Source organism: Stenotrophomonas sp. S49, assembly GCF_016624905.1.
In the GTDB taxonomy this organism is placed as follows: domain Bacteria; phylum Pseudomonadota; class Gammaproteobacteria; order Xanthomonadales; family Xanthomonadaceae; genus Stenotrophomonas.
In genome coordinates, this window is the sequence record NZ_JACVUD010000039.1 from 1 (window position 1) to 19,446 (window position 19,446).

18 protein-coding genes and 2 tRNA genes are annotated in these 19,446 nt (G+C 64.7%); all 20 read left to right on the plus strand.

Going from position 1 to position 19,446, the window contains the following annotated elements; translation table 11 throughout:
* Positions 1 to 245: 245 nt before the first annotated feature.
* A complete protein-coding gene (tpiA, locus tag IAE58_RS10325) occupies positions 246 to 1,001 on the plus strand; it encodes a triose-phosphate isomerase (RefSeq protein ID WP_108753695.1) in 756 nt (251 codons plus the stop codon).
* A 50-nt stretch (positions 1,002 to 1,051) separates the two neighbouring features.
* A complete protein-coding gene (gene secG, locus IAE58_RS10330) occupies positions 1,052 to 1,489 on the plus strand; it encodes a preprotein translocase subunit SecG (protein WP_108750224.1) in 438 nt (145 codons plus the stop codon).
* A 51-nt stretch (positions 1,490 to 1,540) separates the two neighbouring features.
* A tRNA-Leu gene (locus tag IAE58_RS10335) sits at positions 1,541 to 1,625 on the plus strand.
* A 110-nt stretch (positions 1,626 to 1,735) separates the two neighbouring features.
* Complete coding sequence (locus tag IAE58_RS10340; RefSeq protein ID WP_079222613.1) at positions 1,736 to 2,092, plus strand: NADH-quinone oxidoreductase subunit A; 357 nt, start codon at positions 1,736 to 1,738, stop codon at positions 2,090 to 2,092.
* The gene (locus IAE58_RS10345) at positions 2,083 to 2,637 is read left to right on the plus strand and encodes an NADH-quinone oxidoreductase subunit B (protein ID WP_079222612.1); all 555 of its coding nucleotides are present in this window, start codon (positions 2,083 to 2,085) and stop codon (positions 2,635 to 2,637) included. Before IAE58_RS10340 ends, IAE58_RS10345 begins: the two co-directional genes overlap by 10 nt.
* Before the next feature lie 34 nt (positions 2,638 to 2,671).
* Complete coding sequence (locus IAE58_RS10350) at positions 2,672 to 3,421, plus strand: NADH-quinone oxidoreductase subunit C (RefSeq protein ID WP_108753694.1); 750 nt, start codon at positions 2,672 to 2,674, stop codon at positions 3,419 to 3,421.
* The gene (locus IAE58_RS10355) at positions 3,418 to 4,725 is read left to right on the plus strand and encodes an NADH-quinone oxidoreductase subunit D (RefSeq protein ID WP_108753693.1); all 1,308 of its coding nucleotides are present in this window, start codon (positions 3,418 to 3,420) and stop codon (positions 4,723 to 4,725) included. The genes IAE58_RS10350 and IAE58_RS10355 overlap by 4 nt, the downstream gene beginning before the upstream one ends.
* Before the next feature lie 97 nt (positions 4,726 to 4,822).
* Entirely contained in the window at positions 4,823 to 5,350 is a 528-nt protein-coding gene (gene nuoE / locus IAE58_RS10360) for an NADH-quinone oxidoreductase subunit NuoE (protein ID WP_006381132.1), read from the plus strand.
* 4 nt (positions 5,351 to 5,354) lie between these two features.
* A complete protein-coding gene (nuoF, locus tag IAE58_RS10365) occupies positions 5,355 to 6,695 on the plus strand; it encodes an NADH-quinone oxidoreductase subunit NuoF (protein ID WP_108750220.1) in 1,341 nt (446 codons plus the stop codon).
* Positions 6,692 to 8,926 (plus strand): NADH-quinone oxidoreductase subunit NuoG, encoded by a 2,235-nt coding sequence (gene nuoG / locus IAE58_RS10370; RefSeq protein ID WP_199934119.1) that lies wholly within the window; start codon positions 6,692 to 6,694, stop codon positions 8,924 to 8,926. The genes nuoF and nuoG overlap by 4 nt, the downstream gene beginning before the upstream one ends.
* Positions 8,923 to 10,017 carry an NADH-quinone oxidoreductase subunit NuoH gene (nuoH, locus tag IAE58_RS10375; protein ID WP_199934120.1) on the plus strand — a complete coding sequence of 365 codons (1,095 nt, stop codon included), beginning with the start codon at positions 8,923 to 8,925 and terminating at the stop codon, positions 10,015 to 10,017. The genes nuoG and nuoH overlap by 4 nt, the downstream gene beginning before the upstream one ends.
* A gap of 3 nt (positions 10,018 to 10,020) precedes the next feature.
* On the plus strand, positions 10,021 to 10,509 hold the full coding sequence (gene nuoI / locus IAE58_RS10380) for an NADH-quinone oxidoreductase subunit NuoI (protein WP_108750217.1): 489 nt from the start codon (positions 10,021 to 10,023) through the stop codon (positions 10,507 to 10,509).
* Positions 10,510 to 10,518: 9 nt separating this feature from the next.
* A complete protein-coding gene (locus tag IAE58_RS10385) occupies positions 10,519 to 11,175 on the plus strand; it encodes an NADH-quinone oxidoreductase subunit J (RefSeq protein ID WP_108753690.1) in 657 nt (218 codons plus the stop codon).
* Positions 11,172 to 11,477, plus strand: a complete 306-nt coding sequence (nuoK, locus tag IAE58_RS10390; protein ID WP_006381125.1) for an NADH-quinone oxidoreductase subunit NuoK — start codon at positions 11,172 to 11,174, stop codon at positions 11,475 to 11,477. The genes IAE58_RS10385 and nuoK overlap by 4 nt, the downstream gene beginning before the upstream one ends.
* A gap of 7 nt (positions 11,478 to 11,484) precedes the next feature.
* Positions 11,485 to 13,662 (plus strand): NADH-quinone oxidoreductase subunit L, encoded by a 2,178-nt coding sequence (nuoL, locus tag IAE58_RS10395; protein WP_199934121.1) that lies wholly within the window; start codon positions 11,485 to 11,487, stop codon positions 13,660 to 13,662.
* Between the two features lie 23 nt (positions 13,663 to 13,685).
* On the plus strand, positions 13,686 to 15,194 hold the full coding sequence (locus IAE58_RS10400; protein ID WP_108750214.1) for an NADH-quinone oxidoreductase subunit M: 1,509 nt from the start codon (positions 13,686 to 13,688) through the stop codon (positions 15,192 to 15,194).
* Positions 15,195 to 15,209: 15 nt separating this feature from the next.
* Positions 15,210 to 16,670, plus strand: a complete 1,461-nt coding sequence (nuoN, locus tag IAE58_RS10405; RefSeq protein WP_199934122.1) for an NADH-quinone oxidoreductase subunit NuoN — start codon at positions 15,210 to 15,212, stop codon at positions 16,668 to 16,670.
* A 127-nt stretch (positions 16,671 to 16,797) separates the two neighbouring features.
* A tRNA-Met gene (locus IAE58_RS10410) sits at positions 16,798 to 16,874 on the plus strand.
* A gap of 400 nt (positions 16,875 to 17,274) precedes the next feature.
* Positions 17,275 to 17,865, plus strand: a complete 591-nt coding sequence (gene rimP / locus IAE58_RS10415; protein WP_199933467.1) for a ribosome maturation factor RimP — start codon at positions 17,275 to 17,277, stop codon at positions 17,863 to 17,865.
* Between the two features lie 4 nt (positions 17,866 to 17,869).
* A complete protein-coding gene (gene nusA, locus IAE58_RS10420) occupies positions 17,870 to 19,381 on the plus strand; it encodes a transcription termination factor NusA (protein ID WP_108750211.1) in 1,512 nt (503 codons plus the stop codon).
* Positions 19,382 to 19,446: the final 65 nt, after the last annotated feature.

Here is a 19,446-nt window from a genome sequence, read left to right on the forward strand (position 1 = left end):
GGTGGGTTGCGCAGGGGCGCAGGCGCCATGGATGGCGCCTACGAGCTTACATGGACGTACTTGCAGCGTCCCCTGCGCGGCCCACCCGCCCGGCCAACCCAATAAAACCCGCCGGGCATTATGCGAAGGACCCCGCCACGAGGGGCTGCGCCGTTGGCTGAAAATTCATGTAACCGCTTACACGGAAACGGATTTTTGCCATAGCGGGTATCATGGGCGGCTGAGTTCATACAGGAGCCACCGCCATGCGCCGCAAGATCGTCGCCGGAAACTGGAAGCTGCACGGCAGCCGTCAATTCGCCACCGAGCTGCTCGGCCAGGTGGCCGCCGGGCTGCCCAAGGCCGGGGTGGAGGTGGTCATCCTGCCGCCCCTGCCGTACCTGGGCGAGCTGGTCGAGGACTTCGGCGAGACCGGCCTGGTGTTTGGTGCCCAGGACGTCAGCAGCAATGAAAAGGGCGCGTACACCGGCGAGGTCTGTGCGGCCATGCTGCACGAGGTCGGCGCCCGCTACGGCCTGGTCGGCCACTCCGAGCGCCGCCAGTACCACCAGGAGAGCAGCGAGCTGGTCGCCCGCAAGTTCGCCGCGGCCCTGCATGCCGGCCTGGTGCCCGTGCTGTGCGTGGGTGAAACCCTGGAACAACGCGAAGCCGGGCAGACCGAAGCGGTCATCGCCAGCCAGCTGGCACCGGTGCTGGCGCTTGTCGGCGCCGAGGGGTTTGCCAACGCCGTGGTGGCCTACGAGCCGGTCTGGGCCATCGGTACCGGCAGGACCGCCAGCAAGGAGCAGGCCCAGCAGGTACACGCCTTCATTCGTGGCGAAGTCGCGCGCATGGATGCTAGAATCGCCGATTCACTGCCCATTCTTTACGGCGGTAGCGTGAAACCCGACAATGCCGGGGAACTGTTCGCGCAGCCGGATGTCGATGGTGGGCTGGTCGGCGGCGCCTCGCTGGTGGCCGCGGATTTCCTGGCCATCGCGCAGGCGGCGGCACACATTTAGTCAAGACAGCCGGCTCAGCGTCGGCATAACAGTCCGAGGGCGGGTTTCCAATGCTGATGTTGATCCTCAATGTCGTCTACGTGCTGGTAGCCGTAGCCATGATCGCGCTGATCCTGATGCAGCGTGGCTCGGGCGCGGCAGCGGGCTCGGGCTTTGGTGCCGGCGCCTCGGGGACTGTGTTCGGCGCGCGCGGTGCGTCCAACTTCCTGTCCAAGTCCACCAAGTGGCTGGCCGTGGTGTTCTTCGGCATCAGCCTGTTCATGGCCTGGTACGCCGGCCATGGCACCCGTCCGGCGGCCGACCAGGACCTGGGCCTGATGTCCGCCCCGGCGGCCAGCGCCCCGGCCGTCCCGGCCGGTGAACTGCCGGCCGCGCCGAAGGCTGCGGAGGTCCCGGCGGCACCGGTTCCGGCCGCCACTGTGCCGGCTCAGGCGGAAACTTCCACTTCTGGTGAAGAAAAGCCGTCCGAAGGCTCCCAGAAAGACTGAAGCCGGTTACAATACGCGGCGCATCGGGATGTTGGTCTGATGTGATCGTTTGCCCAGGTGGCGGAATTGGTAGACGCACTACCTTGAGGTGGTAGCGACTTAGGTCGTAGGGGTTCGAGTCCCCTCTTGGGCACCATTTGTAAGTAAAGCGGGTTCTCCTGGCGCGCAATGCGCCAGCCGTTTCCCGTCCACTCCCCCATGCCAAAGCGCCTGCAGGCGCGGCGGCAGAGGCAAGAGAGAATCGCTGTGCTGGCCGAATATTTGCCGTCTCTGCTGTTTCTGATCGTCGCCACCGGTATCGGCATCACGCTGATGCTGATTGGTCGATTCCTCGGCCCCCGCCGCCCCGATCTGGAAAAGCTGTCGCCGTACGAATGCGGCTTCGAGGCCTTCGAAGACGCGCGCATGAAGTTCGACGTGCGCTACTACCTGATCGCGATCCAGTTCATCGTCTTCGACCTGGAAATCATCTTCATCGTGCCGTGGACCCAGGTCTTCATGGAGCTGGGCGCCCGTTCGCTCGTCACCATGGGCCTGTTCGTCGGCATGCTGTTCCTCGGTTTCATTTACGTCTGGAAGAAGGGAGCGCTGGAATGGGAGTGATTCAGACTCTCGATGGCCTCATGAACAACCCGGTCCCGGAAGGGCGGGTGGATGACATCCTGCGGCCGGAAGGCGACAACCCCCTGCTGGAAAAGGGCTTTGTCACCACCAGTGTCGATGCCCTGCTGAACTGGGCGCGCACCGGCTCCATGTGGCCCATGACCTTCGGTCTGGCCTGCTGTGCGGTGGAAATGATGCACGCCGGTGCGGCGCGTCTGGACCTTGACCGCTACGGCGTGGTGTTCCGTCCGTCGCCGCGTCAGTCCGACGTGATGATCGTGGCCGGCACCCTGGTCAACAAGATGGCCCCGGCGCTGCGCAAGGTCTACGACCAGATGCCGGACCCGAAGTGGGTCATCTCGATGGGCAGCTGCGCCAATGGCGGCGGCTACTACCATTACTCCTATTCTGTCGTGCGCGGCTGTGATCGCGTGGTGCCGGTGGACGTCTATGTCCCGGGCTGCCCGCCGACCGCCGAGGCGCTGGTGTACGGGATCCTGCAGCTGCAGAAGAAGATCTGGCGTACACAGACCATCGCCCGCTGACCCTTTTCACCTGACAAGAGCGCGCCAAGCCCCCATGGCAGAGCAAGCATCCTTCATCGACCGACTCTCCGCACGTTTCGCTGGTGCGAAGGTCATCGTGGTCGAACCCCGCGGCGAAGTGACGCTGGAGGTGCCTGCGGCTCAGTGGCACGCCACTGCGCTGGCGCTGCGTGACGAGTTTGGTTTCGAGCAGGCCGTGGACCTGTGCGGCGTCGATTACCTGGGCTATGGCTCGGACGAATGGGACACCGCCGACGTTTCCTCGCAGGGCTTCAGCCGTGGCGTGGAAGGCAAGGCGCAGGGCCGCTTCGCCTGGGGCGAGTTCCCCAGCGAAGAGAACGGTGCCGATGGCGCCCGCCCGCAGCACATGCCGACCCAGCGTTTCGCCGTGGTCGCCCAGCTGCGCTCGTACCAGCACAACCTGATGTTGCACCTGCGCTGCTTCGCCCCTGACGAAGCACTGCCGGTGGTGTCCTCGCTGACCGGCATCTGGCCGGGCCTGAACTGGTTCGAGCGCGAAGCGTTCGACCTGTACGGCGTGATCTTCGAAGGTCACCCGGACCTGCGCCGGATCCTGACCGACTACGGTTTCGTCGGCCATCCGTTCCGCAAGGACTTCCCGCTGATCGGCAACGTCGAAGTCCGCTACGACGAAGAAAAGAAGCGCGTGATCTACGAACCGGTCACCTCGGTGGAGCCGCGCGTCGGCGTGCCGCGCGTGATCCGCGACGACGCCCGTCTGCAGACCGCAGAAGGTGAGCGCGCGCAGGAGGCAGTGAAGTGAGCCACGTACACCAGGCTGGCGAAGCCTTCGCCAGCAACCCCGCCGAAAGCCGGCAGGAAATCCGCAACTACACCATGAACTTCGGCCCGCAGCATCCGGCCGCCCACGGTGTGCTGCGCCTGATCCTGGAAATGGACGGCGAAACCATCATGCGTGCCGACCCCCACGTGGGCCTGCTGCACCGTGGTACCGAAAAGCTGGCCGAGTCCAAGCCGTTCAACCAGTCGATCGGCTACATGGATCGCCTGGATTACGTGTCGATGATGTGCAACGAGCACGCCTACGTGCGCGCGATCGAAACCCTGATGGGTATCGAAGCGCCCGAGCGTGCGCAGTACATCCGCACCATGTACGACGAAATCACCCGCATCCTGAACCACCTGATGTGGCTGGGCTCCAACGCGCTCGATCTGGGCGCCATGGCGGTCATGCTGTACGCCTTCCGCGAGCGCGAAGAGCTGATGGACTGCTACGAAGCGGTCTCCGGCGCGCGCATGCACGCGGCGTACTACCGTCCGGGCGGTGTTTACCGCGACCTGCCGGACCACATGCCCAAGTACAAGGAATCGCGCTGGCACAAGGGCAAGGCGCTGAAGCAGCTCAATGCTTCGCGTGAAGGCTCGCTGCTGGACTTCCTGGAGAACTTCACCAACGAGTTCCCGGGTCGCGTTGACGAATACGAAACCCTGCTGACCGACAACCGTATCTGGAAGCAGCGTACGGTCGGCATCGGCGTGGTCAGCCCGGAACTGGCCCACCAGTGGGGCATGACCGGCGTGATGCTGCGCGGCTCGGGCGTTGCCTGGGACCTGCGCAAGAAGCGTCCGTACGCCAAGTACGATGCCGTCGATTTCGACATCCCGCTGGGCAAGGAAGGCGACTGCTACGACCGTTACCTGGTCCGCGTTGCCGAAATGCGCGAATCCAACCGCATCATCAAGCAGTGCGTGGCGTGGCTGAAGGCCAACCCGGGCCCTGTGATGGTGAAGAACTTCAAGGTCGCTCCGCCCAAGCGCGAGGACATGAAGGACGACATGGAAGCGCTGATCCACCACTTCAAGCTGTTCAGCGAAGGCTACTGCGTGCCGGCCGGTGAAACCTATTCGGCGGTGGAAGCCCCGAAGGGTGAGTTCGGCTGCTACCTGGTCTCCGACGGCGCCAACAAGCCCTTCCGCGTGCACCTGCGTGCCCCCGGCTTCGCCCACCTGTCCTCGATCGATTCGATCGTGCGCGGCCACATGCTGGCCGACGTGGTGGCCATGATCGGTACCTACGATCTGGTGTTCGGCGAGGTTGACCGGTAATGCCGTCCGCCACGCCAACGCCCGCTGCAGGCAGCCGGCGCAAGCCGGCGCCGCAGTCTCTGGAATTTCACGTTATGCATTTCGCTGAGGTCGGCCGATGAAGGCGACAGGTAATTTCGAGGCGGCGCGCGACGTCGACCCGATGGTGGTGCTGAGCGACAAGACCCGCGCTCACATCGATCACTGGCTGTCCAAGTTCCCGCCGGACCGCAAGCGCTCTGCCGTGCTGCAGGGCCTGCATGCGGCCCAGGAGCAGAACGAGGGCTGGCTGACCGACGAGCTGATCGCCGGCGTGGCCAAGTACCTGGACCTGCCGCCGGTGTGGGCCTATGAAGTGGCCAGCTTCTACTCGATGTTCGAGACGGAGAAGGTGGGCCGCAACAACGTGGCCATCTGCACCAACATCAGCTGCTGGCTCAATGGCGCCGAAGACATCGTGCGCCATTGCGAGAAGAAGCTGGGCATCAAGCACGGTGAGTCGACCCCCGATGGCCGCGTCTACCTCAAGCGCGAGGAAGAGTGCCTGGCCGGTTGCGGTGGCGCGCCGATGATGGTCATCAACGGTCACTACCATGAGCGTCTGACCCTGGAAAAGGTCGACGAGCTGCTGGACGGGCTGGAGTAAGGGCATGGCACATCACCACGAATCCAAGGGTCCGGTCGGCCCCGCGCCGCTGCCGCACCAGGTGGTCTACACCACCCTGCATTACGACACCCCGTGGTCGTACGAAAGCTACCTGAAGACCGGTGGCTACGCCGCCCTGCGCAAGATCCTCGAAGAGAAGATCCCGCCGGAGCAGGTTATCGAGATGGTCAAGGCCTCCGGCCTGCGTGGCCGCGGTGGCGCTGGCTTCCCGACCGGCCTGAAGTGGTCCTTCATGCCCAAGGGCAACATGCAGAAGTACATCCTCTGCAATTCGGACGAATCCGAGCCGGGGACCTGCAAGGACCGCGACATCCTGCGCTACAACCCGCATTCGGTGGTGGAAGGCATGGCGATCGCCTGCTACGCCACCGGCTCGACCGTGGGCTACAACTACCTGCGCGGTGAGTTCCACCACGAGCCGTTCGAGCACTTCGAACAGGCCCTGGCCGACGCCTATGCAAATGGCTGGCTGGGCAAGAACGTGATGGGCTCGGGCGTGGACATCGACATCTACGGTGCCCTGGGCGCCGGCGCCTACATCTGCGGCGAAGAAACCGCGCTGATGGAATCGCTGGAAGGCAAGAAGGGCCAGCCGCGCTACAAGCCGCCGTTCCCGGCGAACTTCGGCCTGTACGGCAAGCCGTCCACCATCAACAACACCGAAACCTACGGTTCGGTGCCGGCGATCATCCGCAACGGCCCGGAGTGGTTCAAGGGCCTGAGCCTGACCGGCAACGGCGGCCCGAAGTGCTTCTCGGTGTCCGGTTGCGTGCAGAACGGCGGCAACTTCGAAGTGCCGCTGGGCACCACCTTCGACGACCTGCTGGAAATGGCCGGTGGCCTGCGTCCGGGCCGCACCCTGAAGGGCGCGATTCCGGGCGGCGTGTCCATGCCGGTGCTGACCGCGGCCGAGCTGAAGGGCCTGCCGATGGACTACGACACCATCCGTGCGCTGGGCTCCGGCCTGGGTTCGGGCGCCGTCGTGGTGCTGGATGACAGCGTGTGCTGCGTCAAGTTCGCCTGCCGCATCAGCCAGTTCTTCCACAAGGAATCCTGTGGCCAGTGCACCCCGTGCCGCGAAGGTACCGGCTGGATGCACCGCGTGCTGGAGCGCATCGTCGCCGGCAAGGCCACGATGGAAGACCTGCACCAGCTGAAGGCAGTGGCCGGCCAGATCGAAGGCCACACCATCTGTGCGTTCGGCGAAGCGGCTGCATGGCCCATCCAGGGCTTCCTGCGCCAGTTCTGGGACGAGTTCGAGTACTACATCGTCAACGGTCATTCGATGGTTGACGGCAAGAAGGTGGAGGCAGCCGCTGCATGAGCGCGCAACCCGTAAATCCGAGCGTCCCACCCGATCACGTCACTATCGAGATCGATGGCAAGTCGCTGGTCGTGCCCAAGGGCTCGATGATCATCCAGGCCGCCGACAAGGCCGGCATCTCCATTCCGCGCTTCTGCTACCACGAGAAGCTGCCGATCGCCGCCAACTGCCGCATGTGCCTGGTGGACGTGGAGAAGTCGCCGAAGCCGGCGCCGGCCTGCGCCACCCCGGTGATGGACGGCATGAAGGTCGCCACCCGCAGTGAAAAGGCGCTCAAGTTCCAGCGTTCGGTGATGGAGTTCCTGCTCATCAACCACCCGCTGGACTGCCCGATCTGCGACCAGGGCGGCGAGTGCGAGCTGCAGGACGTTTCGCTGGGCTATGGCCGTTCGGTCAGCCGCTTCAACGAGCGCAAGCGCGTGGTGCCCGACGAGGACATGGGTCCGCTGGTCGCCACCGAGATGACCCGCTGCATCCAGTGCACCCGCTGCGTGCGCTTCACCGCCGACGTGGCAGGCACCTATGAACTGGGTGGCATGTACCGCGGCGAGAACCTGCAGATCGGTACCTACGACGGCAAGCCGCTGACCACCGAGCTGTCCGGCAACGTGGTGGACGTCTGCCCGGTCGGCGCGCTGACCAACAAGGTGTTCCAGTTCCGCGCCCGCCCGTGGGAACTGACCGCGCGCGAATCGCTGGGCTACCACGACGCGATGGGTTCGAACCTGTTCCTGCACGTGCGTCGCGGCGAAGTGCTGCGCACCGTGCCGCGCGACAACGAAGCGGTGAACGAGTGCTGGCTGTCCGACCGCGACCGCTATTCGCACCAGGGCCTGTACAGCGAAGACCGTGCGGTCAAGCCGCTGCGCAAGGTCAATGGCGAGTGGAAGGAAGTGAGCTGGGCTGAAGCCCTGGCCGCAGCCGCCGAGATCCTCAAGGCGCACCAGGGTGACCACCTGGGCGTGCTGGTGCATCCGTCCACCTCCAACGAGGAAGGCGCGCTGCTGGCCCGCCTGGCCAAGGGCCTGGGCTCGAACAACATCGATCACCGCATCAACAACCGCGACTTCTCCGACGCCGCCACCGCCGAAGTCTTCGGCCTGCCGCTGGCTGAAATCGAAGGCGCCGACCGCATCGTCGTTCTGGGCAGCAACATCCGCCACGAACTGCCGCTGCTGCACGCCCGCCTGCGCAAGGCGCAGACCACCAAGGGCGCGAAGATCCACGTCATCAACCCGGTTGATTTCGACTTCGCCTTCGGCATCGCCGGCAAGCAGATCGTGGCACCGTCGAAGTTCGTCGAAGCGCTGGCCAGCGAAGAACTGCGTTCGGCAGTGCAGGGCGGCAGCAACACCGTGCTGATCGTCGGTGGCATCGCCGAAAACCACCCGCAGGCCGCCGCGATCCGCGCCGCTGCGCGTGACTTCGCTGCCGCCACCGGTGCCAAGCTGTGCCGCATCCCGCAGGGCGCCAATGCCGTGGGCCTGACCCGCGCCGGCGTGCTGCCGGCCGGCAAGGACGTGGCCGCGATGCTGGCGCAGCCGCGCCAGGCCTACGTGGTGTACGGCCTGGAACCGGGCCTGGACTTCGCTGATGCCCCGGCCGCGCGCAAGGCGCTGGTCGGTGCCAAGGTGGTGGCTTTCAGCCAGTTCGCCTGTGTGTCCACCCGCGACGTTGCCGACGTCATCCTGCCGATCGGCGCGCTGCCGGAAATCGACGCCACCCTGACCAACCTCGATGGTCGCGAGCAGTCGGCCCGTGCCGGCGGCAAGCTGCCGGGCGAGGCCCGTGAAGGCTGGCGCGTGCTGCGTGCGCTGGGCGGTGACATGGCCCTGGCCGGTTTCGACTTCACCGACCTGGCCGGCCTGCGCGCCAGCCTGGCCCCGGTGTCGGTCGCCGTGGCCGCTTCGGCCCAGCCGGCCGTTGCCGGCGAAGGCCTGGAAGTGGCTTCGACCGCTGCGATCTACCGCACCGATGCGGTGGTCCGCCGCGCGCCGGCGCTGCAGTCGCACCCGCTGAACAACGCCCCGCGCATCGTGCTGAACGCTGACGATGCCGCGCGCCTGCAGCTGCAGGAAGGGCAGATGGCCAAGGTCGGCACCGATGCCGGCAAGGCCACCCTGCCGGTGGTGGTCGACGCCCGCGTCGCTGCGGGTTCGGTCTGGATTGAATCGGGCCACGGCGCGACCGCGCCGCTGGGTGCCGCTCGCGTATCGGTGGTGGCTGCATGAACGAATTGCTGTTGAACGCGGTCGACCCGCTGCACCAGTGGCTGCTTGCCCTGGGTGACATCGGCGCGCTGATCTGGATCATCCTGAAGATCCTGGTGATCACCGTGCCGGTGATCGTCGCGGTGGCCTTCTACGTGGTCTGGGAACGCAAGCTGATCGGCTGGATGCACGTCCGCCACGGCCCGATGTACGTGGGCATGGGCATCTTCCAGGCCTTCGCCGACGTCTTCAAGCTGCTGTTCAAGGAAGTGGTCCAGCCCAGCAGCGCCAACAAGGCGATCTACCTGCTGGCCCCGCTGATCACCCTGGCCCCGGCGTTTGCCGCCTGGTCGGTGGTGCCCTTCGACTCGCAGATCGTGCTGTCCAACGCCAACGCTGGCCTGCTGTACCTGCTGGCGATGACCTCGCTGGGTATCTACGGCATCATCCTGGCCGGTTGGGCATCCAACTCGAAGTACGCCTTCCTGGGTGCCATGCGCGCTTCGGCGCAGATGATCAGCTACGAAATCGCCATGGGCTTCGCCCTGGTCGGCGTGATGATCGCGGCGGGCAGCCTGAACCTGAGCAACATCGTGATGGCCCAGGCCGGCAGCTCCGGCTTCTTCGACTGGTTCCTGCTGCCGCTGTTCCCGCTGTTCGTCATCTACTGGGTGTCGGGCGTGGCTGAAACCAACCGCGCGCCGTTCGACGTGGTGGAAGGCGAATCGGAAATCGTGGCCGGCCACATGGTCGAGTACTCCGGCGGCGCCTTCGCCCTGTTCTTCCTGGCCGAATACGCGAACATGATCCTGATCAGCTTCCTGATCTCGATCTTCTTCCTCGGCGGCTGGCTGAGCCCGATCCAGGGTTGGGTCGACCTGGGCAACATCTCGCCGCTGGTCGACTGGATCTGGAAGGGCGGTGCACCGTGGCTGTTCGTCAAGGTGTTCTTCTTCGCCAGTGCCTACATCTGGTTCCGTGCCAGCTTCCCGCGCTTCCGCTATGACCAGATCATGCGCCTGGGCTGGAAGGTCTTCATTCCGCTGGCCATTCTGTGGATCGCGGTTACCGCCGTCATGGTGTTCTTCGGCGTGATTCAAAAGGGCGTCTAAGTGATGAACAGGATTACCCATTACTTCAAGAGCCTGCTGCTGCTCGAACTGCTGGCCGGTCTTTGGCTGACGCTGAAGTACAGCTTCAAGCCGAAGTACACGATGATGTACCCGATGGAGAAGTTCCCGCAGTCGCCGCGCTTCCGTGGCCTGCACGCGCTGCGCCGTTACCCCAACGGCGAAGAGCGCTGCATCGCCTGCAAGCTGTGTGAGGCGGTCTGCCCGGCGCTGGCCATCACCATCGACTCGGCCAAGCGCGAGGACGGCACCCGCCGCACCACCCGCTACGACATCGATCTGTTCAAGTGCATCTTCTGCGGCTTCTGCGAAGAAAGCTGCCCGGTGGACTCGATCGTCGAAACCCACATCCTCGAGTACCACTTCGAGAAGCGTGGCGAAAACATCGTTACCAAGCCGCAGCTGCTGGCCCTGGGCGACCGTCTCGAAACCGAGATCGCCGAGCGTCGTGCCGCCGATGCCGCTTACCGCTGAGGTCGAGAGATGGATTGGGTAAATATCGCTTTCTGGGTGTTCGCCATCGCGGCAACGGTTTCGGCCGGTGCGGTGATCAGCGTGCGCAACCCGGTTCACGCCGTGCTCTGCCTGGTGTTGACCTTCTTCTCCATTGCCTGCGTGTGGCTGCTGGTGGGCGCCGAATTCCTCGGCGTCGCGCTGGTGCTGGTCTACGTGGGTGCGGTGATGGTGCTGTTCCTGTTCGTGGTGATGATGCTGGACATCGACCCCACGAAGATGCGCGAAGGCTGGGTGCGTTACCTGCCGGTGGGCCTGGTGGTTGCCGTGGCCATGCTGGTGCAGATGCTCATCCTGATCGGCGTGAAGGGCAGGGCGGTCAACGCCTTCCCGGCCGACAACGCTGCCGCGCTGGCGGCTGACAGCTCCAACATCACCTGGCTGGCACGCACGCTGTTCACCGAATACCTGCTGCCGTTCGAGTTCGCCGCCGTCATCCTGACCGTGGCCGTGGTGGCCGCCGTCATGCTGACCCTGCGCCGCCGTACCGGCGTGAAGAGCCAGAACCCGGGCGACCAGACCATGGTCAAGGCCGGCAACCGCCTGCGCATGGTCAAGATGGGCGCAGAACAGCCGGTCGTGCACAGCAACAGCAAGCCGGCCGCCGGCGAGGAGACCCAGCCGTGATTACCCTTGGCCACATGCTTGCGCTGGGCGCGGTGCTGTTCGCCATCAGCCTGGCCGGCATCTTCCTGAACCGGAAGAACGTCATCGTGCTGCTGATGTCGATCGAACTGATGCTGCTGTCGGTGAACGTGAACTTCGTTGCGTTCTCCCGCCAGTTGGGTGATCCGTCCGGCCAGCTGTTCGTGTTCTTCATCCTGACCGTCGCCGCTGCCGAGGCCGCCATCGGCCTGGCGATCCTGGTGACCCTGTTCCGTACCCGCCGCACGATCAATGTCGGCGAAGTCGATTCGTTGAAGGGCTGATCCACAGATGGAAATCACTCTCTCCAAGAGTCTGTTGATCGCAGTGGTGCTTGCACCGCTGTTCGGCAGCATCATCGCCGGCCTGTTCGGTCGCCAGGTCAAGCGCTTCGGCGCGCAGACCGTCACCATCCTCGGCGTGGCCATCAGCTGCGCCCTGTCGATGTACACGCTGTACCAGCTGCTGTGGGGCGGCGCGCAGCCGTTCAACCAGAACCTGTACACCTTCTTCGAAGTCGGCCAGTACTCGGCCCACGTCGGTTTCATGGTCGACAAGCTCACCGCCATGATGATGGTGGTGGTCACCTTCGTGTCGCTGCTGGTGCACATCTACACCATCGGCTACATGGAAGAAGACCCGGGCTACCAGCGCTTCTTCAGCTACATCTCGCTGTTCACCTTCTCGATGCTCACCCTGGTGATGAGCAACAACTTCCTGCAGCTGTTCTTCGGCTGGGAAGCGGTGGGCCTGGTGTCGTACCTGCTGATCGGTTTCTGGTTCAAGCGCCCGACCGCGATCTTCGCCAACATGAAGGCGTTCCTGGTCAACCGCGTCGGTGACTTCGGCTTCCTGCTGGGTATCGCCGGCGTGCTGTGGGTGTTCGGCACCCTGGATTACTCGCAGGTGTTCTCGCAGGCCGGCGTGCTGGCCAGCCCTGAAGCCAAGATGCAGATCTGGGACGGCACCCTGTTCGGCATGCAGCTGCTGAGCGCTCCGGTGGTCTGGTCGATCGCCACCGTCATCTGCATCAGCCTGTTCATCGGTGCCATGGGCAAGTCGGCCCAGGTTCCGCTGCACGTGTGGCTGCCCGATTCGATGGAAGGCCCGACCCCGATCTCGGCACTGATCCACGCCGCGACCATGGTCACCGCGGGTATCTTCATGGTCACCCGCATGTCGCCGCTGTTCGAGCTGTCGCAGACCGCGCTGAACTTCATCCTGTTCATCGGTGCCACCACGGCCTTCTTCACCGGCCTGATCGGTATCGTGCAGAACGACATCAAGCGCGTGGTCGCGTACTCGACCCTGTCGCAGTTGGGCTACATGACCGTGGCACTGGGCGTGTCGGCTTATTCGGCCGCCGTGTTCCACCTGATGACCCACGCCTTCTTCAAGGCGCTTCTGTTCCTGGGTGCCGGTTCGGTCATCATCGCCATGCACCACGAGCAGGACATGCGCAAGATGGGCGGCCTGCGCAAGTACATGCCGATCACCTTCATCACCATGTGGATCGGTACGCTGGCCCTGGTCGGTACGCCGTTCTTCTCCGGCTTCTACTCGAAGGACACCATCATCGAGGCGGCCGAGATCCACGCCCACATGCAGCACACCTGGGTGGCCACCTACGGCTACTGGGCAGTGCTGGGTGGCGTGCTGGTCACCAGCTTCTACAGCTTCCGCCTGCTGTTCCTGACCTTCCACGGTCCGGAGCGCTTCCGTGACGCACACCACGACGACCATGGCCACGGCCATGACGATCACCACGCCGCCGATGCCCATCATGCCGATGCGCACCACGGCGATGCCCATGACGACCACGGCCATGGCCACGGTCCGCATGAGCCGCACGAAACCCCGTGGGTGGTGACCCTGCCGCTGATCCTGCTGGCCATTCCGTCCATCGCCATCGGTTTCTTCAGCATCGGTCCGATGCTGCATGGCACCGACTGGGCCGGCCACCACGCGCACGCGGCCATCACGGGCCAGGTCAACACGTTCTTCACCGGCATCGTCGATTTCTACGATCCGGCCAAGAACACCGTGGCCTTCCTGGGTGAAGAGTTCCATGGCCCGGTGGCGTTCGCGCTGCACGGCATGATGCTGCCGCCGTTCTGGCTGACCCTGGCGGGCTTCCTGCTGGCCGCGCTGTTCTACCTGTGGAAGCCGGACCTGTCGGGCAAGGCACGCAAGACCTTCGCCCCGCTGGTGTCGGTGCTGGAAAACAAGTACGGCTTCGACAAGCTGTGGATCGATGGCTTTGCCGGCGGCAGCGTCAAGCTTGGCAAGGTGTCGCGCTGGATCGACAGCAACATCGTTGATGGCGTGGTCAATCTCTCGGCACGTGTTGTGGACGTTGCAGCCGGCGTGCTGCGTCGTACCCAATCCGGTTTCCTCTATCACTACGCCTTCGCGATGATCATCGGCCTGATTGCCCTGCTGGGCGTGCTGATGCATTACCTGCGTTGATGACCTGTACGGAATAAGAAGACGTGTCGAACTGGCCCCTACTCAGTGTCCTCATCTGGCTGCCGATCATCGGCGGTGCCCTGATTCTTGCGATCCGTGATGCGCAGACCGCCCGCTGGGCGTCGCTGGGCGTCGCGCTGCTGACCTTCGCGGCAAGCCTGCCGCTGCTGGCCGGCTACGATCCGGGCATCGATGCCCTGCAGTTCGTCGAGACCCACGCGTGGATCCCGGCGTACAACATCGGCTACAACCTGGGCGTGGACGGCATTGCCGTGGCGCTGATCCTGCTGACCACGCTGGTCAGCGTGCTCGCCCTGATCGGTGCCTGGAGCGCGATCAACAAGCGCGTGAACCAGTACGTGGCGGCCTTCCTGATCCTGGAAGGCGTCACCGTCGGCATCTTCGCTGCCACCGACGCGATGCTGTTCTACGTGTTCTTCGAAGCGATGCTGATCCCGATGTTCCTGATCATCGGTGTCTGGGGCGGCCCGCGCCGCATCTACGCAGCGCTGAAGTTCTTCCTGTACACCTTCCTCGGCTCGGTGCTGATGCTGGTGGCGCTGATCTACCTGTACATGAAGGGCGGCAGCTTCCAGCTGGCCGACCTGTACGCACTGCAGCTGTCGGCCACCGAGCAGACGTGGATCTTCTTCGCCTTCCTGATCGCCTTCGCGGTGAAGGTGCCGATGTTCCCGGTGCACACCTGGCTGCCGGACGCGCACGTGGAAGCGCCGACCGCCGGTTCGGTCATCCTGGCCGCCATCGCCCTGAAGATCGGTGGCTACGGCTTCCTGCGCTTCAACCTGCCGATCGTGCCGGATGCTTCCAACGAGTGGGCCTGGCTGGTCATCGCCCTGTCCCTGATCGCGGTGATCTACGTCGGTCTGGTCGCCCTGGTGCAGGACGACATGAAGAAGCTGATCGCCTATTCGTCGATCGCGCACATGGGCTTTGTCACCCTGGGCACCTTCATCGCCCTGTGGCTGGTGCGTGAGGCCGGTAACGCCGACGCCGCCCGCCTGGGCCTGCAGGGTGCGATGGTGCAGATGATCTCGCACGGCTTCGTGTCCGGTGCGATGTTCTCCTGCGTGGGCGTGCTGTACGACCGCATGCACAGCCGCCGCATCGCCGATTACGGCGGCGTGGTGAATGTCATGCCCTGGTTCGCCACTTTCGCCATGCTGTTCTTCATGGCCAATGCCGGCCTGCCGGGCACCAGCGGTTTCGTCGGTGAATTCATGGTCATCCTGTCGGCCTTCCAGCGGAACCCGTGGATTGCCCTGGGCGCGGCCACCACCCTGATCATCGGTGCGGCTTACACCCTGTGGCTGTACAAGCGCATCTTCTTCGGTGAAGTGGCCAACAGCCACGTGGCCGAACTGAAGGACATCAACGGCCGCGAATGGCTGGTGCTGGGCGTGTTCGCCGTCGGCGTGCTGGCTCTGGGCATCTACCCCAAGCCGCTGACCGACCTGATGGAGCCCTCGATCGCCAAGCTGGCCATGCAGATCGCATCCAGCAAGCTGCTGTAATTCCAGGATTTGATGATGACCACCTCGCCGCTGCTGCCATTGACCGCCGCCGACCTGCCACCGCTCGCCCCCGAGCTGGTGCTGATCGGCAGCGCCTTCGCCCTGATGATCCTCGACCTGTTCGTCAGCAACCGGAACAAGATCGTCACCCATCTGTTCTCGCTCGCGGCGCTGGCCGTGGTGCTGTTCATGCTGGCTACCGGCGTGGGCGGGCAGGGCGAGGTCTTCCACGGCATGTTCGTGCGCGACACGGCCGCCGACGTCATGAAGACCGGCATCGTGCTGCTCAGCGGCCTGACCCTGGTCTACGGCTGGCGTTACCTGCGTGACCGCAACCTGTTCCAGGGCGAAATCCCGGTGCTGATCCTGTTCGGCACCGCCGGCATGATGATCCTGGTCTCGGCCGGCAGCCTGCTGATGGTCTACCTGGGCCTGGAACTGCTGGCCCTGTGCTCCTACGCGCTGGTGGCCAGCAACCGCGACAACGGCCTGGCCTCGGAAGCGGCGATGAAGTACATCGTCCTCGGTTCGCTGGCTTCGGGCCTGCTGCTGTACGGCATGTCGCTGATCTATGGCGCCACCGGCAGCCTGCATCTGGATGTCATCCGTGACGCCATCCCGCACTCGGAAGAGCGCGTGCTGCTGATCACCGGTGCGGTGTTCATGATCGCCGGCGTCGCCTTCAAGCTCGGCGCCGCACCGTTCCACATGTGGCTGCCCGACGTGTACCAGGGCGCCCCGGCACCGATCGCGCTGTTCATCAGCTCGGCACCGAAGCTGGCCGCGTTCGGCATGGCCTACCGCCTGCTGGAAATGGGCGTGGGCCCGCTGTCCACCGAGCTGCAGCTGCTGATCGGCGGCCTGGCCGCGGTGTCGCTGGTGCTGGGCAACCTGATGGCCATCGCGCAGAGCAACCTGAAGCGCATGCTGGCGTTCTCCACGGTCTCGCACATCGGCTTCCTGCTGATGGGTATCGCCGGTGGCGGCGCGCAGGGCTATGCCGCCGCGCTGTTCTACGCACTGGCCTACGCCATCATGTCCACCGCCGCCTTCGGTGCGATCATCGCCCTGTCGCGTGCGGGCTTTGAAGCCGAGAACATCGAAGACTTCAAGGGCCTGAACGCCCGCAACCCGTGGATGGCCGGCCTGGTGCTGTGCATCATGGCGTCGCTGGCCGGCATTCCGCCGTTCCTGGGCTTCTGGACCAAGCTGGCCGTGCTGGGCGCTGCCATCAACGGCGGCCTGCTGTGGCTGGCCATCCTGGGCGTGCTGTGCGCCGTGGTGGGCTGCTTCTACTACCTGCGTGTCATCAAGGTCATGTACTTCGATGAGCCGGTAGGCGAGGCCATGCCGCGCAGCAACGACCGCGTGCTGGGCGTGGTGCTGGGCGTGAACGCGCTGGCACTGCTGGCCCTGGGCCTGTCCTGGAACCCGATCATGCAGTGGTGCCAGAAGGCTTTTGCGCATCTTGCATAAAAGTTGACACAAAGCTGCGCGATTCGTGTAATATGCGCAGCCTGAGTTGTCACTGCAGCGGTTCAGCCAGAACATCGTTGCGGTAGCCCTTCTCGAAAGAGCAAGGCAGCAGTTCAAACACTTCCGGTGCGGGGTGGAGCAGTCTGGCAGCTCGTCGGGCTCATAACCCGAAGGTCGCAGGTTCAAATCCTGCCCCCGCTACCAAGTAAAGAGATCGCCTTCGAAGTCCTGCTTCGAAGGCGTTTTTCTTTTGGTGGCCGGTTGGTCCGCCGGGCATGGCCCGGCGCTACCGCCGCGCGTTGTCCCGGTAGCCCCGGGCCATGCCCGGCGAGCGCGGCGGTTGGTTTCAGGTGGCCTCCCGCCTTGCACCAGCGCGGTGCAACCGCTATCATCAGCGGCCTAGCACTACCCCTGAAGGCGGTCTCCCATCGGGAGTCCGGACCCGGAAGGAGGGCCGCAGCGCGCTGACACACGGCGCTGCAACCGGAATCCAGTCACCGGAGTCTTTCCGGAAAAGGGGCCCTGCGGGCCCTTTGTCGTTTCCGGGGCGTCATGTTTCCCCGCCGGCCGTGGCCGGCACCCAACCAAGAGATCAAGGCAGGCTGTGAGCGACAAGGCAACCGACATCGCGAATCTGCTCGCCCCGACCGTTGTGTCGCTGGGCCTGGAGCTGCTGGGCGTTGAATATCTGCCGGCCCCCGGCGGTGCAACCCTGCGTCTTTACATCGACGTGCCGCTGGCTGAGCAGCCCGAGCGCATCATCAACGTGGACGACTGCGAGCGCGTCAGCCGCGAAGTGTCCGCACAGATGGACGTGGAAGACCCGATCAGCGGCAACTACACGCTGGAAGTGTCTTCGCCGGGCGTCGACCGCCCGCTGTTCAACCTGGAACAGTTCGGCCGCCACCTGGGCGAAATGGCCAAGGTCGTGCTGAAGCTGCCGCAGGACAACCGTCGTCGCCTGCAGGGCCGCATCGAGGCGACCGACGAGGCCGCAGACACCATCACCTTCATCGTCGACAAGACGGAAGTGGTGGTCTCGGCCGACAACATCGACAAGGCCCGGATCATGCCGGACTGGGTTGCCCTGGGCCTGGCCCCGAGCAAGCCGACCGGCCCGGCGCCGAAGCGTCCGAAGTCGGACAAGAATTCTTCTTCCAACGAGCCGGCGGCAAAGAAGCCGCGCGCGGAGTGAGCCAATGAGCAAGGAACTGTTGCTGGTAGTGGACGCGGTCGCCAACGAAAAGGGCGTGCCGCGTGAAGTGATCTTCGATGCCATCGAGGCCGCCCTGGCCTCGGCAGCGAAGAAGCGCTATCCCGACGAGGAAGTGCTGACCCGCGTGGTCATCGACCACAAGGATGGCAGCTACGAAACCTACCGCCGCTGGGAAGTGGTGGCCGATGACGTGGTCATGGAATCGCCGGACCGGCAGATCCGCCTGATGGACGCCGTCGACGAAGCCGAAGGCGTGGACGTCGGCGACTACATCGAAGAGCAGATCGAAAACCCCGATTTTGGCCGCATCGCCGCCCAGGCCGCCAAGCAGGTGATCGTGCAGCGCGTGCGCGAAGCCGAGCGCCAGCAGGTGGTCGATGCGTGGAAGGACCGCGTGGGTGAGCTGATCACCGGTGTGGTCAAGCGCGCCGAGCGCGGCAACATCTACGTGGACCTGGGCGGCAACGCCGAAGGCTTCATTCCGAAGGACAAGGGCATTCCGCGCGACGTGCTGCGCGCCGGCGACCGCGTGCGCGGTTACCTGGCCGAAGTGCGTTCGGAACCCCGTGGCCCGCAGCTGTTCATCAGCCGCGCCGCTCCGGAATTCATGATCGAGCTGTTCAAGCTGGAAGTGCCGGAAGTCGGCCAGGGCCTGGTGGAAATCAAGGCCTGTGCCCGCGATCCGGGCGACCGCGCCAAGATCGCCGTGCTGGCCCACGATACCCGTACCGATCCGATCGGTGCCTGCATCGGCATGCGCGGTTCGCGCGTGCAGGCCGTGTCCAACGAGCTCAATGGCGAGCGCGTGGACATCGTGCTGTGGAACGAAAGCCCGGCCAACTTCGTCATCAACGCCATGGCGCCTGCCGAAGTGCAGTCGATCATCGTCGATGAAGACAAGCACTCGATGGACCTGGCCGTGGCCGAAGACCGTCTGGCCCAGGCCATCGGCAAGGGTGGCCAGAACGTGCGCCTGGCCAGCCGCCTGACCGGTTGGCAGCTGAACGTGATGACCCAGGACCAGGTCACCGCCAAGTCGGAAGCCGAGCAGGCTTCGGCCCGCCAGCTGTTCATGGACAAGCTGGAAGTGGACGAGGAAATCGCCGGCATCCTGGTGACCGAAGGCTTCGGCACCGTCGAAGAAATTGCATATGTCCCGGTCGGCGAACTGCTGGCGGTGGAAGGTTTCGACGAAGACATCGTCGAAGAGCTGCGCGCTCGTGCCCGCGATGCGCTGCTCAATGAGGCCCTGGCAGTCGAAGAAGGCCTTGAAGACGGCCAGCCGGCGCAGGACCTGCTGTCCCTGAAGGGCATGGACGAAGCCACCGCGTATGCGCTGGCCGGCCACGGCGTGCGTACCAGCGAGGAGCTTTCCGACTTGGCCGCCGACGAGGTCATGGACTTCGGCATTGAAGGGCTGGACCAGGAGCGCGCCGCGGCGCTGATCCTGGCCGCGCGTGCCGAGGAGATCGCCCGACTGGAACGCGGCGAATGAGCCGGCAATGAACAGGGCCCTGAGCCGATCAGGGCGTAGAATCCGCGCCACCTCCAACTGCGGGG